This is a genomic window from Geomonas silvestris, from assembly GCF_014193515.1.
GTDB classification, from domain to species: Bacteria; Desulfobacterota; Desulfuromonadia; order Geobacterales; family Geobacteraceae; genus Geomonas; species Geomonas silvestris.
The window spans coordinates 219,485-233,652 of the sequence record NZ_BLXX01000004.1 but is presented as its reverse complement, the minus strand read 5'-3'; the positions used below and the strand labels follow the sequence as shown (position 1 = coordinate 233,652).

At 62.6% G+C, this 14,168-nt stretch carries 14 protein-coding genes; all 14 read left to right on the top strand.

Annotated elements, in window-relative coordinates; translation table 11 throughout:
• The first annotated feature begins 10 nt into the window (after window positions 1–10).
• The 14 genes from GMST_RS09090 (at window position 11) to tig (ending at window position 14,156) form a co-directional block, all read left to right on the top strand.
• Window positions 11–1,270: a peptidase MA family metallohydrolase gene (locus GMST_RS09090; protein ID WP_246399347.1), complete on the top strand. Its 1,260-nt coding sequence runs from the start codon at window positions 11–13 to the stop codon at window positions 1,268–1,270.
• Window positions 1,271–1,544: 274 nt separating this feature from the next.
• The gene (locus tag GMST_RS09085; RefSeq protein ID WP_183354319.1) at window positions 1,545–1,922 is read left to right on the top strand and encodes a holo-[acyl-carrier-protein] synthase; all 378 of its coding nucleotides are present in this window, start codon (window positions 1,545–1,547) and stop codon (window positions 1,920–1,922) included.
• A 7-nt stretch (window positions 1,923–1,929) separates the two neighbouring features.
• A complete protein-coding gene (locus GMST_RS09080) occupies window positions 1,930–3,483 on the top strand; it encodes an NAD(P)H-hydrate dehydratase (protein ID WP_183354318.1) in 1,554 nt (517 codons plus the stop codon).
• 81 nt (window positions 3,484–3,564) lie between these two features.
• Window positions 3,565–4,014, top strand: a complete 450-nt coding sequence (locus GMST_RS09075; protein ID WP_183354317.1) for a CBS domain-containing protein — start codon at window positions 3,565–3,567, stop codon at window positions 4,012–4,014.
• A 5-nt stretch (window positions 4,015–4,019) separates the two neighbouring features.
• The gene (gene tsaE, locus GMST_RS09070; RefSeq protein ID WP_183354316.1) at window positions 4,020–4,484 is read left to right on the top strand and encodes a tRNA (adenosine(37)-N6)-threonylcarbamoyltransferase complex ATPase subunit type 1 TsaE; all 465 of its coding nucleotides are present in this window, start codon (window positions 4,020–4,022) and stop codon (window positions 4,482–4,484) included.
• Between the two features lie 326 nt (window positions 4,485–4,810).
• Window positions 4,811–6,028 carry an aspartate kinase gene (locus GMST_RS09065; RefSeq protein WP_183354315.1) on the top strand — a complete coding sequence of 406 codons (1,218 nt, stop codon included), beginning with the start codon at window positions 4,811–4,813 and terminating at the stop codon, window positions 6,026–6,028.
• 103 nt (window positions 6,029–6,131) lie between these two features.
• Window positions 6,132–7,718, top strand: coding sequence for a citramalate synthase (cimA, locus tag GMST_RS09060; RefSeq protein WP_183354314.1), 1,587 nt, complete (start codon window positions 6,132–6,134; stop codon window positions 7,716–7,718).
• Complete coding sequence (locus tag GMST_RS09055; protein WP_246399345.1) at window positions 7,715–8,275, top strand: helix-hairpin-helix domain-containing protein; 561 nt, start codon at window positions 7,715–7,717, stop codon at window positions 8,273–8,275. Before cimA ends, GMST_RS09055 begins: the two co-directional genes overlap by 4 nt.
• A 169-nt stretch (window positions 8,276–8,444) precedes the next feature.
• Window positions 8,445–8,573 carry a hypothetical protein gene (locus tag GMST_RS22405; RefSeq protein ID WP_268899001.1) on the top strand — a complete coding sequence of 43 codons (129 nt, stop codon included), beginning with the start codon at window positions 8,445–8,447 and terminating at the stop codon, window positions 8,571–8,573.
• A 251-nt stretch (window positions 8,574–8,824) separates the two neighbouring features.
• The gene (locus GMST_RS09050; protein ID WP_183354313.1) at window positions 8,825–9,235 is read left to right on the top strand and encodes an RrF2 family transcriptional regulator; all 411 of its coding nucleotides are present in this window, start codon (window positions 8,825–8,827) and stop codon (window positions 9,233–9,235) included.
• Window positions 9,236–9,421: 186 nt separating this feature from the next.
• The gene (locus GMST_RS09045) at window positions 9,422–9,643 is read left to right on the top strand and encodes a DUF4492 domain-containing protein (protein ID WP_246399338.1); all 222 of its coding nucleotides are present in this window, start codon (window positions 9,422–9,424) and stop codon (window positions 9,641–9,643) included.
• A gap of 82 nt (window positions 9,644–9,725) precedes the next feature.
• Window positions 9,726–11,255, top strand: coding sequence for a cytochrome ubiquinol oxidase subunit I (locus GMST_RS09040; RefSeq protein ID WP_246399336.1), 1,530 nt, complete (start codon window positions 9,726–9,728; stop codon window positions 11,253–11,255).
• Between the two features lie 3 nt (window positions 11,256–11,258).
• Window positions 11,259–12,398: a cytochrome d ubiquinol oxidase subunit II gene (cydB, locus tag GMST_RS09035; protein WP_183354312.1), complete on the top strand. Its 1,140-nt coding sequence runs from the start codon at window positions 11,259–11,261 to the stop codon at window positions 12,396–12,398.
• 447 nt (window positions 12,399–12,845) lie between these two features.
• Entirely contained in the window at window positions 12,846–14,156 is a 1,311-nt protein-coding gene (gene tig, locus GMST_RS09030) for a trigger factor (RefSeq protein WP_183354311.1), read from the top strand.
• Window positions 14,157–14,168 lie beyond the last annotated feature (12 nt).

The following is a 14,168-nucleotide window of genomic DNA, read 5'->3' as shown; positions in this document are numbered from 1 at the left end:
GTGACGCGCCATGAGATCAACCGGTTCGATTGCTGTCGTGATGTTCGGGTTGCTGTGCTCCCTCCTCCTGTTGCCCGTCCGGGCCGGCGCCGGCGACGCTGCCAGCGTCAGCGCCGACGCCAAGACGCTCATCCAGGCGGGGCAGTACGACAAGGCCATCGAGGAGCTCAGAGCCGGCTTTTCGCTCTTTCCCTACAACGAGAACCTGCGCCACGACCTGGCGCAGGCCTACCTTTCGCTGGCCCAGCGCAACATGAACCTGAGCCGCTTCCCCGAGGCTGCGGAGAACTACGCCCAGGCCCGCGAGCTCTACCCCGACGAAAGCCGCTTCACCCTTTTGCGGGGCGTCGCCCTGTACTTCGCCAAAAACTTCGACTCCGCCCGCGCCGAACTGAACCAGCTCGGCGAGAGTGCCGAGGCACTCACCTACCTGGGCAAGATCTGCTACGACACCGGTGACCTGAACGGCGCGCTGGACAACTGGCGCCGGGCCGAGCCCCTGGGGGGTGACCCCGGCATAAAGAAACTGATCGCCAAGGCTGAGCGGGAGCTGCCGGTCGAATCCCGTATGGACAAGGGGTACAGCTCGATGTTCGACATCACCTTCGATGCCGAGCTCCCGCCCGGGCTCTCCTCCGAGGTGCTGGACGCCCTGGAGACCGCCTACAACAGCGTGGGGACCGACCTGGGGCTTTTCCCCAGCGCGCGCATCCCGGTTTTGCTCTACACCAAACAGGAATATTCCAGCGTCACCAACGGTCCGGACTGGTCCGGCGGCCTCTACGACGGGAAGATCCGCCTCCCCTTGGGCGGGATCACCAAGATGACCCCGCAACTGCGCGGCGTGCTGTTTCACGAATTCACTCACGTGCTGATCGCCGAGATCACCGGCGGTAACGTCCCCACCTGGCTCAACGAAGGACTGGCACAGATCGAAGAGTACCGTGAGTACGGGACCGCCATGGCGGCGCACGGCGCGCCCCTGGCCAAGGAGAAACTGCTCCCTCTGGGCGCGCTGTCCGGATCCTTCATCGGGCTCGACCGGGAAGGTGCCGGGGCGGCCTACCGGCAGAGCTACTCGCTCACCAGCTTCATGGTGCAGCGCTACGGCTGGTACGCGATGCAGAACGTGTTGAAGAACCTGAAGGACCGGGTGAAGATAGAGGTCGCGGTGTCGAAGGCGCTCGCGGACTGGTCGCTCGACATGCCGGGGGTGCTGCGCGAGTGGCGGGAAAGCCTGGGCCTCCCGGCGGAGGCCCAGGCACAGTAGGCGGAAGTAACAAAAACATATAAACAAAAGGCAAAAACAAAACTAAAGCATTACCACAGAGGTCCACAGAGAGAAAGGAGAGGAACGCAGAGGGAAAACCAAAAGCTTGAGGGTAAACCTAAATTTCCCAGATCGTTACGGTGAGGGTGCTGCCACGAAGGTGAGCTGGGTCCCAAGTTGCTCGATCATCTTTGCTTCGTTTTCCCCTGCGTTCCTCGCCGTTCCCTCTGTGTCCCTCTGTGGTAAGGCTTCTAACCGGTTTTTCGGAGTTCACGTGGTTTTCGGTATCGGTGTCGACATCGTTGAAATTGCCCGCTTCGAGCGCTTCCTGGCCGAGGGGAACGAGCCCCTGTTCCAGCGGCTCTTCACCCCGACGGAGATCGCTTACTGCGGCGGGAAGAAACGCGCGGCCCAGCACTACGCCCTGCGCTTCGCAGCCAAGGAGGCCTTCCTGAAGGCCCTGGGGACCGGGCTGCGCGACGGTCTCTCCTGGAAGGACCTCGAGGTGGTCAACGACCCCCTGGGAAAGCCGGAACTGAAACTCTACGGCAAGGCGGAGGAGCTCTTCCGCTGCCACGGTCTGACTTCCTGTTTCCTCTCCCTGTCCCACGATGCGGGGGCCGGGGTCGGCATGGTCGTCCTGGAGAAGTGAGGTACCCATGAAAGTGGTAAGCGGCCAGGTGATGCAGCAGATGGACCAGCGGGCCATCGGTGAGTTCGGGATCCCGGGCCTCACCCTGATGGAAAACGCCGGCCGCGCCTGTGCCGACGCCATCACCGAGAGCTTCGGTCCGGGGGAGGGGAGAAAGGTCCTGGTCGTCGCCGGCAAGGGGAACAACGGCGGCGACGGTTACGTGATCGCCCGCCTCTTGAGTGCGCGCGGCTGGCAGGCTGCGGTGCTCATGCTGGCTCCCCCTTCGGCAGTGACCGGAGACGCCGCCGCGAACCTCGCGCTTCTCGACAAGACGAGCCTGATCCTGCCGCCGGTGGGCGCGCCGCTGCCGCTGGAACTCTTCCGCGAGGCGACGCTCGTGGTGGACGCACTTTTGGGGACCGGCGTGAAGAGCGAGGTAACCGGTTCTTTCCGGGATGCCATAGAGGCGATCAACGCCTCCGGCCGCCCTGTCGTGGCGGTCGACATCCCCTCCGGCGTCGATGCGGCGACCGGGCGTATTCTCGGGGCCGCGGTACGGGCCGAACTCACCGTGACCTTCGCCCTCGCCAAGCTGGGAAACGTGCTGCATCCCGGCTGCGACCTCTGCGGCCGGCTGGTGGTCGCTGACATCGGCATGCCGCAGGCGGTGCTCGACGAGGCTCCCGGCGTCGGGTTTGTCGACCTGGCGCAGGCGCGCTCCCTGATGCACCCGCGCACCCCGCTTGCCCACAAGGGGAGCGCCGGACACAGCCTCATCGTCGCCGGGTCGCCCGGCAAGACCGGCGCCGCGGCCATGGCCGCGAACAGCGCCCTGCGCACCGGCGGGGGCCTGGTGACGCTGGCCATCCCCGCCGCGCTCAATCCCATCCTGGAAGCGAAGACCACCGAGGTGATGACCCTGCCGGTCGGAAGCGCCGGGGCGGACCACCTGCAGGCGGGCGCTCTCCCGCAACTGCTGCGCGAGGCGGCGACTCGGGACGTGGTGGCGCTGGGTCCGGGCATCGGCACCGCTCCCTCGACCGTCTACCTGGTGCACTCGCTTCTGGCGGAGCTTGCGCAGCCGCTGGTCATCGACGCCGACGGGCTGAACGCGGTGGCGCTGGAACCTGAACTGCTCCTCAAACGCCGGGAGCGGATCACCCTGCTCACCCCGCACCCCGGCGAGATGGCGCGCCTGTCGGGTTGTTCGATTCCGGAGATCGAGGCCGACCGCAGCGCCGCGGCAGCGGAGTTCGCCAGGCGCTACCAGGTGTACCTCATCCTCAAGGGGGCCCGCAGCGTGATCGCCGCACCGGACGGCCGTATCGCCTTGAACGGCAGCGGCAACCCCGGGATGGCGAGCGGCGGCATGGGCGACGTCCTTACCGGGGTGCTCGCCTCGCTGGTCGGCCAGGGGTACCGGCCGTTCGAGGCCTGTTGCCTGGCCGCCTACGTGCACGGCCTGGCCGCCGACCTGCTCGTGCCGCTCAAGGGAACCCAGGGGATGAGCGCAACCGATGTGCAGGAGATGCTCCCGCAGGCGCTGAAAGCGGTGACCTTTTCTGCCGCCAGGCCCTGATACCACCTACTACCTGGGACGGATGATCCTTCGCCTCCCTCGAACCTGCCCCGCGCAGGATTGCCACATAGGAGAATTGCCATGCTCAAGGCTAAAGATGTCATGACCAAAGAGGTCATTACCGTGCGTCCCGAAACCACCGTTGCCGAACTTGCCAAGATCTTCGCCGAGCGCCGCATCTCCAGCGCACCGGTGGTGAACGAGGCGGGAAACCTCCTGGGGATGGTCTCGGAGACCGACCTCGTCGAGCAGGACAAGAGCCTGCACATCCCGACCGTGGTCTCCCTTTTCGACTGGGTCATCTACCTGGAAAGCGACAAGCGCTTCGAGCGCGAGCTGCAGAAGATGACCGCACAGACGGTCGGCGAGATCTACTCGAAACAGCTCTTCTACGTCGCCCCGGAGGCGCCGGTGAGCGAGGTGGCGGATATCATGAGCCGCGAAAAGGTGCATGCGGTGCCGGTTGCGGAGGCTGGCTGCGTGGTCGGCATCATCGGCCGCATCGACCTGATCCGCACCATGATGGGCTAGTCGGGATGTCGCACGTGGAAACGTCAAGCGGCGCCGAGACCATCGCCCTGGGCGCCCGGCTGGGACGGCTCCTGGCATCGGGAGATTTCGTTGCCCTGGTGGGGGAACTCGGTGCCGGGAAGACCCAGTTCGCCAAGGGGGTCGCGCTGGGGCTCGAGGTGGCTGAGGATACCCCGGTCACCAGCCCGACCTACACCATCCTGAACATCTACCAGGGTCGCATCCCGCTCTACCACTTCGACCTGTACCGGCTGCAGGGGGCCGAGGATGTCGAGAACCTCGGGTTTGACGAGTACTTCAGCGGCGACGGCGCCTGCCTGGTCGAGTGGGCGGAGCGGCTGGAAGGTGAACTGCCGCCCGAGATGCTCACGGTGACGCTCAGCCACACCGGGCCGGAGAGCCGCAGCGTTACCTTCGCCGGGACCGGAACGCGCGGCGCGGAACTGGTGGCGGCGCTCTTCCCGGGATGAGGGGGACCGGCACCTTTAATACGGTCCCTAATCCATGCCGAGGAGGGGGGGGCTGGCACCACAGGTGTCAATCACTGAATGGTTGCGGTGCCTCTTTACACCACGTGACATGCTGTTTCTCGATGCTGTTTTCATTCTGAGGCCCACGGTTTCTGACACTGAACCGAGCGCGCACTGACTCAGCCACGACAATTTCAGCAAGTTAATACCTGAAACATCAAAAAATGTTTTGACCCAAGGGTGTAATCTTGGTAATAAACTTGATCCAACCGCCCGAGCATGCAATGCACCGGCGCATTTACTGTAGAGCATAAAGGAGGACGGACATGGCTTTGGTGGTCCAGAAGTACGGCGGCACCTCGATGGGGTCTGTCGAACGCATACGCAACGTCGCCAAAAGGGTGGCCAAGACCTACGACGCCGGCAACGACATGGTCGTGGTGGTCTCCGCCATGTCAGGCGAAACCAATAAGCTGGTGGCCCTGGCCAACGAGGTGTGCGAGTTCCCGGACAACCGCGAGTACGACGTGCTGGTGGCGGCCGGCGAGCAGGTCTCCATCGCACTTCTCGCCATGTGCCTCAAGTCCATGGGCTACAAGGCCAAGTCCTATCTGGGCTTCCAGATCCCCATCATCACCGACTCGGCCTACAGCAAGGCCCGCATCGAAGAGATCCCCGACACCAAGGTCCGCGAGGACTTGAAAGACGGCACCATCATCATCGTGGCCGGCTTCCAGGGTGTGGACGCGGGCGGCAGCATCACGACGCTTGGGCGCGGCGGCTCGGACACCTCGGCGGTCGCCATGGCCGCGGCCTTGAAGGCCGACGTCTGCGAGATCTACACCGACGTGGACGGGGTCTACACCACTGACCCCAACATGTGCAAGGACGCCAGGAAGATCGAGCGCATCTCCTATGACGAGATGCTGGAACTCGCCAGCCTGGGCGCCAAGGTGCTGCAGATCCGCTCCGTCGAATTCGCCAAAAAATACAATGTCGACGTTCATGTGCGCTCCAGCTTCAACGAGAACCTGGGCACCATGGTCACCAAGGAGGATAAAGAAATGGAAGCAGTGCTCGTCTCCGGTATCGCTTACGCCAAGGATGAAGTGAAGATCGCGGTCATGCAGGTTCCCGATAAGCCGGGCATCGCGGCCCAGATCCTCTCGCCGCTCTCCGACGCCAACATCTCGGTCGACATGATCGTCCAGAACGTAAGCGAAAACGGCCTCACCGACTTCACCTTCACCGTCGCCCAGGCGGACCTGAAGCGCGCACTGGCCATCAGCAAAGAGACTGCCGAGGCGATCTCCGCGAAGGAAGTGCTCGTCGACGAGAACATCAGCAAGGTCTCCATCGTGGGCCTCGGCATGCGCAGCCACGCCGGCGTCGCCACCACCATGTTCAAGACCCTGGCCGCCGAAGGGATCAACATCCAGATGATCTCCACCTCCGAGATCAAGATCTCGGTGGTCGTCGACGCCAAGTACACCGAGCTCGCCGTCCGCGTGCTGCACGACGCTTTCGGCCTGTCGGGGAAGTAAGAACTCTCTTTTAACTACAATCAAACAAGGGGCTGCGCGCGCCTGATCCGCCACTTTTGATCCGGCGGAGAGGGCGCGCGTTGTCGTTTTAGGTGGAGAAGACATGAGTTTGGTGAGACTGTACGACACGACGCTGAGGGACGGAACACAGGCCGAGGACATCTCCTTTCTGGTGGAGGACAAGATCCGCATCGCGCACAAGCTGGACGAGTGCGGCATTCACTATATCGAGGGGGGCTGGCCGGGGAGTAACCCCAAGGACGTCACCTTTTTCAAGGACATCAAGAAAGAGAAGCTCCACCAGGCGAAGATCGCGGCCTTCGGCTCGACCCGCCGCGCCAAGATCACCCCGGACAAGGATCAGAACCTGCGCACCCTGGTGGCCTCCGAGGCCGACGCGGTGACCATCTTCGGCAAGAGCTGGGACTTCCAGGTACACGAGGCGCTGCGCATCCCGCTCGAGGAGAACCTGGAACTCATCTTCGACTCCATCGAGTACCTGAAGGCGCGCATGCCCGAGGTCTTCTACGACGCCGAGCACTTCTTCGACGGCTACAAGTCGAACCCCGAGTACGCGCTCAAAACCCTGAAGGCGGCGGAGCAGGGGGGAGCTGCCTGCATCATCCTCTGCGACACCAACGGCGGCACCATGCCGTACGAGATCGCTGCCATCATCGAGAAGGTGAAGGCGACCGTCTCGGTGCCGCTCGGGATCCACACCCACAACGACGGCGAGTGCGCCGTGGCGAACTCCATCGTCGCGGTCAATAGCGGCATCGTCCAGGTGCAGGGGACCATCAACGGCTTCGGCGAGCGCTGCGGCAACGCGAACCTCTGCTCCATCATCCCGGCGCTCAGGTTGAAGATGGGGGCCGAGTGTGTGAGCGACGCCCAGATGCGCCAGCTGAGGGAGCTCTCCCGCTACGTGTACGAGCTCGCGAACCTGGCACCCAACAAGCACCAGCCCTACGTCGGCAACTCCGCCTTCGCTCACAAGGGGGGCGTCCACGTCTCGGCGATCCAGCGCCACCCGGAGACCTACGAGCACATGCGCCCGGAACTGGTGGGTAACACCACCCGCGTCCTCGTCTCCGACCTCTCAGGCCGCGCCAACATCCTCGCCAAGGCGACCGAGTTCAACATCAACCTCGACTCGAAGGATCCGGTCACCCTGGAGATCCTGGAAGACATCAAGGCGATGGAAAACCGCGGCTACCAGTTCGAGGGGGCCGAGGCGTCCTTCGAGCTCCTCATGAAGCGCGCCCTCGGGACGCACCGCAAGTTCTTCCAGGTGGTCGGCTTCAGGGTGATCGACGAGAAGCGCCACGAAGACGATCAGCCGCTCTCCGAGGCGACCATCATGGTGAAGGTGGGGGGTAAGGTCGAGCACACCGCGGCCGACGGCACCGGCCCGGTGAACGCCCTGGACAACGCGCTCAGAAAAGCACTGGAGAAGTTCTACCCGAAACTAAAAGACGTGAAGCTGCACGACTACAAGGTCCGCGTGCTCCCGGCAGGGCAGGGGACCGCATCCTCGATCCGGGTGCTCATCGAGTCGGGCGACAAGGAGAGCCGCTGGGGTACCGTCGGCGTCTCCTCGAACGTCATCGAGGCCTCCTACCAGGCCCTCATCGACTCCATCGAGTACAAGCTGCACCGGGACGAGGAGACCGCGGGCGCCAAGAAGTGATCCCGCGCGGCACGCGCTGGGCGCTCAGCTTCCTGGCGCTGCTGTTGTCGGTCGTTTTGCTGGCCAAGGGCCGTGTCCGCACTCCAGAAGGTGCGGGCACGGCCTTTCTTGCGCCTGGTACCCGGGCGGGTGTCGTGGTTCGTCTGGCAGGCGATGTGCCGCGCCCCGGGGTGTACCGATTCGCTGACGGGACCACGGTGGGAACCGCCATAAAAATGACGGTCGGTGCCTTCGGCTTGACAGGATCCGCTGGCGTGGTAGCACAGCGCCGTCTGGCCTCCGGAGACCTGGTGGAGCTGCGGCGCGTTGCAGGAAAAGTAGCTGTTTTTACGTTGAAAGAGATGGCGGTGCAGGAGCGGATGCTGCTGGGGATCCCACTCGATCCCGACCGGATGACCAGGGAGGAGTGGACGGCGTTGCCGGGAATCGGACCGGTCCTGGCGCAGAAAATTGAGATGGAGCGTCACAATAATGGCGCTTTCGGCTCCCTGGAGGGGCTTGCGCGGGTGCCCGGGATAGGGCCGGGGAAGCTTAAAATGCTGCGGCCCTATTTTTAATGGTCTGTAACCTCCCTAGTTATCGATGTTCCAAACTTTGGTTAGATTACAGAGGGCACATAAAGCTGCTCTTGGCATGTTAGATGAATTATACCTGCTCACATGAAGTCCTTTAATCATTCCTGTGGGGAGGTACATAGTTATGAAATGCCCGAAATGCAAAGGTCGTATGTTCGCCGAGAAATACTATGACTTCGTAAGATCGTTCGACGCCTGGAAATGCACCTGCTGCGGTGAGGTCCTCGATCCGACCATCCTCGCCAACAGGGCCCGCAACTTCAACAGCCTGCTCGGCTGATTCCATCCGACGCACCGGAACACGAAACGGGACCCCCACTTCGGGGCCCCGTTTCGTGTTCCGGTGCCGTTTGCGGAATCCGGCCCCGGTCCCATCCGCCACCCCGACCTTCGGCGAGGAAGGGCGGCCGCCACGAGCGCGCCACCTCTCCCCCCGGGCAACTCCACGACAGAAAAACCTTAAAATAATCTCTTGACAGTGCGAAATCTCTTCGCTATAAAAGGGATAAATTTGGTCCTAAAGGTGCTTTTATGATGGAGTTGACCCGCAAGGGTGAATACGCAATCCGGGGAATCATCTACCTAGCACAGCAGCCGCCCGGGCGGGTCTCGCTGATCAGCGAGATCGCCGCCGCCTCCGACGTGCCGCAGACCTTCCTCGCCAAGATCTTCCAAAGCTTCGCCAAGCTCGGCCTGGTCACTTCGTCGCGCGGCACCGGCGGCGGCTTCGTCCTGGCGCGCCCGGCCTCGGCCATCACCCTGCGCGAAGTGGTCGAGGCGGTGGAGGGACCGATCCTTCCCAACCGCTGCCTGCTCGGTAGCTCCTGCGACCGCGGCGGCCCGTGCCTGGTGCACGGCGTCTGGAGGACGGTGCAGACCGAGGTGGTCAACATCCTCGACGGAGTGACCATCGAAACCCTCGCGCGTACCCGCGAAAACTAAAAAAATTTGCCGACAAAGGGGAGTAAAAAGATCCTGTTGTCTCTTTGGCCGGCAATGCTTTAGATTAACGTAAACCTGTGTGATGAGGAGTGTTATGTCGATCCCTGCCCAGCCCAATCCCAAACCGCAGACCACCTTCTGTCTCACCCTCAGGCGCCGCCCCGTCGGCTGCCGGGAGCTCCCGGCGTGAGAGCCGCACCGCGCGAGCTTTTCGCCTTCTACCGGGACGGCTTTCGTTCCATGGTGCTGGGGCGGACCTTGTGGAAGATCATCCTCGTCAAGCTCTTCCTGATGTTCGCCGTTCTCAAACTGTTCTTTTTTTCCAACGTCCTGGAAAAAGAGTTCCGCAGCGATGCGGAACGCTCCGCGCACGTCCTCGACAACCTGACCCGCGGGGCGTCCAAATGATTCACCTCGAAAAGCCCACGGGCTTAGACGATAGACCAAAGGCGGGTGCCCACCTGCCAAACTCAACAAAGGAGGGGGTAAAGTGGGAAATGATATTCTGATGACGGTGAACTGGTCCCGGGCGCAATTCGCGCTGACCGCCATGTATCACTGGATCTTCGTGCCGTTGACCCTCGGGTTGTCCTTTCTGGTGGCCTTTTTCGAGTCCATCTACCTAAGGACCGGCGACGAGAGCTGGAAGAAGCTCACCAAGTTCTGGATGACGCTCTTCGGCATCAACTTCGCCATCGGCGTCGCCACCGGCATCATCATGGAGTTCCAGTTCGGCACCAACTGGTCCAACTACTCCTGGATGGTGGGGGACATCTTCGGCGCGCCGCTTGCCGTGGAGGGGATCTTCGCCTTCTTCCTCGAGGCGACCTTCTTCGCCGTGATGTTCTTCGGCTGGGAGCGCGCCTCCAAGAGGTTCCACCTCTTCTCGACCTGGATGGTGGCCATCGGCTCGAACCTCTCCGCGGTCTGGATCCTGGTGGCCAACGGCTGGATGCAGAACCCCGTCGCCATGGCCTTTAACCCGGACAAGGCGCGCTTCGAGATGCAAAACTTCTTCGACGTGGCGCTCTCGCCCACTGCGGTTCAGAAATTCACCCACACCACCAGCTCTTCGTTCCTGCTCGCCTCGCTCTTCGTGATGGGGATCTCGGGGCTGTTCCTGCTGCAAAAGCGCCACCAGCAGCTCGCCAAGCGCTCCATGGTGGTGGCCGCGGTGCTCGGCCTGGTCTCCTCGGGCTTTGCCGCCTTCAACGGCGACGAGTCGGCCTTCCACATCGCCCACCGCCAGCCGATGAAGCTTGCCGCCATGGAGGGGCTCTACACCGGGACCGAGAAGGCCCCCATCGTCGCCATGGGGATCATCAACCCGGACAAGAAGCCCGGTGACAACCTCCCTGCCTTCAAGCAGGAGGTGGTCGTCCCGGGGATGCTGTCCTTGCTTGCCAACCGCGATCCCAACAGCTTTGTCCCGGGGATCAACGACCTGGTCTACGGCAACCCGACCCGGAAGATCGTCGGGGCCCAGGAGCGCATCGCCTCCGGTAAGATCGCGGTAGCGGAGCTCGCCAAGTACAAGGAGGCCAAGAAGACCGGCGACCAGTCGGGAGCCCAGGCGGCGCTGGCGCTTTTCAACCAGCACAAGGACGACCTGGGCTACGGCTACCTGAACCGCCCGGAAGAGGCGGTCCCCCCGGTCCCGCTCACCTTCTACGCCTTCCACGTCATGGTGGGGCTCGGCACCTTCTTCCCGATCGTCTTTATCTGTGTGCTCTTCTGCGCCTTCAGGGGAACCCTGGAGAACCACCGCTGGCTCTCGGCGATCTGCTTTGCCTGCCTGTTCCTAGGCTACGTCGCCTCGCAGGCCGGCTGGGTGGTGGCCGAGGTGGGGCGCCAGCCCTGGGCCATCGAGGGGCTCCTGCCGGTCGGTGTCGCCAGCACGGCCATCGCCGCGGGGAGCGTCAAGACCACCTTCTTCATCTTCCTTTTCCTGTTCACCGGGCTTTTGATCGCCGAGATCGGCATCATGGTGAAGCAGATCAAGATCGGACCGGAGGCCTAAACGATGATCGGTAACCTGGATATCACTGTGCTGCAGCAGCTCTGGTGGCTGATCGCCTCCGTGGTCGGCTCCCTCTTCCTCATGCTCACCTTCGTGCAGGGGGGGCAGACCCTGATCTTCACCCTGCCGGCCTCCGAGGAGGAAAAGTCGCTCATCGTGAACGCCATGGGGCGCAAGTGGGAGCTCACCTTCACCACCCTGGTCCTCTTCGGCGGGGCGCTTTTCGCCGCATTCCCGCTCTTCTACGCCACGAGCTTCGGCGGCGCCTACTGGGTCTGGATGCTGATCCTGTTCACCTTCGTGCTCCAGGCGGTCTCCTACGAGTACCGCAAGAAGCCCAACAACGTCCTGGGGGCGCGCACCTATGAGATCTTCATGTTCCTAAACGGCAGCGTGGGGATCCTCTTGATCGGCGCCGCGGTGGGGACCTTCTTCACCGGGTCGCGCTTTACCCTTGGCACCTACAACCAGGTCACCTGGGGGACTCCGTACCACGGTCTGGAGGCCGCGCTCAACTACTTCAACGTCGCCTTCGGCCTGTTCCTGGTCTTTCTGGCTCGCACCCTGGGCGCCCTGTACCTGGTGAACCACGTAAGCCACGAGTCCCTGGTGGCCCGGGCCCGCAAGGCGAGCCTCACCAACCTGGTGCTCTCGCTCCCGTTCCTTTTGACCGTTCTCTACGGGCTTCTCACCATGCCCGGCTTCGCGGTGGATCCGGCGACCGGCGTGGTCACTCTGGAGCAGGGGAAGTACCTGCACAACCTTCTCGGGATGCCGGTCGTTTTGGTGCTGCTCCTCGTGGGGCTGGTATCGGTGGTCTGGGGGGTGGTCGCCACGGCGCTGCTCAACAAAAATCGCGGCATCTGGTTCGGAGGCTTGGGAACGGTGCTGGTCGGTCTTGCGGTTTTCTCGCTGGCAGGCTACCATGGCACCGCCTTCTACCCGTCGCTCACCGACCTGCAGTCGAGCCTTACCATCTACAACGCCTCGAGCAGCAAGTTCACCCTGACGGTGATGAGCTACGTGGCCCTGGGAGTTCCCTTCGTCTTGGCGTACGTCGCCTACGTGTGGCGGGTGATGGACTCCAAGCAGCTCACCCTGGCGGAGCTGACTACCGGTGAAGACGCCAGAAAGATGTACTGACCCCTATTGGGAGGAGAAACCGATGAATAGCGTACTTTTAGTTGGGTGGTTGTTGGTGTTGTCCGTATCGTACCGTAGCGCATTGGTCGTCCTCAACAAGGCCGACCTGCTGTAGAAGAGAAGGCGCAGGGGGGAAGCCCCCTGCGCCTGTTGTTGTTTTAGAGGCCTTGTTGCCGCGCGCCGGCTCTCGGCAACCCCGTTGTTTCAAGGGGTTAGGCTCCAAGCTGCCGGTTGAAAAGGAATTTCTCTGTTGACAAGCTCCGCCCCCCTTTGTTACCTTACCCCTTTCTTGCGTGCCGGGTGGCATGGCGCTCGCATTGCGGGCGCCGCTCGGGATGCAGGCTTGCCCGTGCATGCCCCGACATTCCGTCACCGTTTCCCACCTGATGACATGCAGAAAGCATTGCGGCAGCTAACCTGCCAATAACGACAAAGAGAGGGTTTACCATGCAGATCAGTGTCGAGTCGCTTAGCAGCATTAAGAAGAAGATAAGCTTCAAGATCCCGGCCGAGAAGGTCTCCGCCGAGGTCGAGAAAGCTTATGCCGAAATACGCAAGCACGCTTCCATCAAGGGGTTCCGCAAGGGGAAGGTTCCCATGGGGCTCATCGAGAAGCACTACGGCGACAAGATGGCTGACGACGTGATGAAGAGCCTGGTGAACCAGACCCTGTTCCAGGGGCTGCAGGAGAAGGGGTTGAACCCGGTCTCCTACCCGGCCATCGAAAACGACGAGTTGCAGCCGGGCGCAGAGTTCAACTACTCGGCCACCGTCGAGGTCTACCCCGAGGTCGAGGTGAAGGACTACCTGGGCCTGGAAGTGAAAAAAGAGATCCTGGTCCTGGACGACCAGGCGGTGAACCAGCGCCTGCGCGAGATGCAGGAGAGCATGGCCCAGCTCGTGCCGGCAGCCGAAGGGCACGCCGCCCAGATGGGCGACTTCGTCACCTTCGATTTCCTCGGTTCCATCGACGGCGTGCCGTTTGAAGGGGGGAAGGCGGAAGACTTTCAGCTCGAGCTGGGGAGCGGCCGTTTCATCCCGGGGTTCGAGGACCAGATGGTCGGCATGAGCGCCGGCAGCGCAGGGGTCGTGAAGGTGAGCTTCCCGGAGACCTACGGCGCTCAGGAACTGGCCGGCAAGGCCGCCGAGTTCGCCGTCACCGTGAAAGAGATCAAGGTGAAGGAGCTTCCCGAGTTGAACGACGACTTCGCGAAGGAGTTCGGCGAGGAGTTCGAGACCCTGGACGCCCTCAAGGCGAAGCTCGCCGAGTACCAGAAGGCCCAGGAGGAGCAGCGCGTCAACACCGACCTGCGCGACCGGGCGATCAAGGCCCTTATCGAGAAGAACCCGCTCGAGGTCCCCGAGGCACTGGTGGACCGCCAGGCGCAGGGGATGCTGGAAGACACCAAGAGGCGTCTGGCCCAGCAGCGCATGACCCTGGAGATGGTGGGGCTCACCGAGGAGGCCTACAAGGCGCAGTTCAGGGACGTGGCTGTGGAGCAGGTAAAAGGTACTATCCTTTTGGCCGCGGTTGCCGATAAGGAGAAGATCACGGTAACCGAGGAAGACCTGGCCGAGCAGATGAAGGTGATCGCCGAGCAGGCGCACCAGGAGCTGGAGAAGGTCAAGGGCCTCTACCAGAACAACGCGCGTGCCCTGGAAAACCTCACGATCCAGATGAAGGAGGACAAGGCGATCCTCTTCGTGGTGGAGAAGGCGAAGGTGACCGAGGTTGCCAAGGAAGAACTCAACAAGTAGTTAAAGAGGAGC

Coding starts and splice junctions, on each gene's coding strand:
- GMST_RS09065 (WP_183354315.1), top strand. CDS start 4,811: ATGGCTTTGGTGGTCCAGAAGTACGGCGGCACCTCGATGGGGTCTGTC.
- GMST_RS09075 (WP_183354317.1), top strand. CDS start 3,565: ATGCTCAAGGCTAAAGATGTCATGACCAAAGAGGTCATTACCGTGCGT.
- GMST_RS22405 (WP_268899001.1), top strand. CDS start 8,445: ATGTTCGCCGAGAAATACTATGACTTCGTAAGATCGTTCGACGCCTGG.
- tsaE (WP_183354316.1), top strand. CDS start 4,020: ATGTCGCACGTGGAAACGTCAAGCGGCGCCGAGACCATCGCCCTGGGC.
- tig (WP_183354311.1), top strand. CDS start 12,846: ATGCAGATCAGTGTCGAGTCGCTTAGCAGCATTAAGAAGAAGATAAGC.
- cimA (WP_183354314.1), top strand. CDS start 6,132: ATGAGTTTGGTGAGACTGTACGACACGACGCTGAGGGACGGAACACAG.
- GMST_RS09090 (WP_246399347.1), top strand. CDS start 11: ATGAGATCAACCGGTTCGATTGCTGTCGTGATGTTCGGGTTGCTGTGC.
- cydB (WP_183354312.1), top strand. CDS start 11,259: ATGATCGGTAACCTGGATATCACTGTGCTGCAGCAGCTCTGGTGGCTG.
- GMST_RS09080 (WP_183354318.1), top strand. CDS start 1,930: ATGAAAGTGGTAAGCGGCCAGGTGATGCAGCAGATGGACCAGCGGGCC.
- GMST_RS09050 (WP_183354313.1), top strand. CDS start 8,825: ATGATGGAGTTGACCCGCAAGGGTGAATACGCAATCCGGGGAATCATC.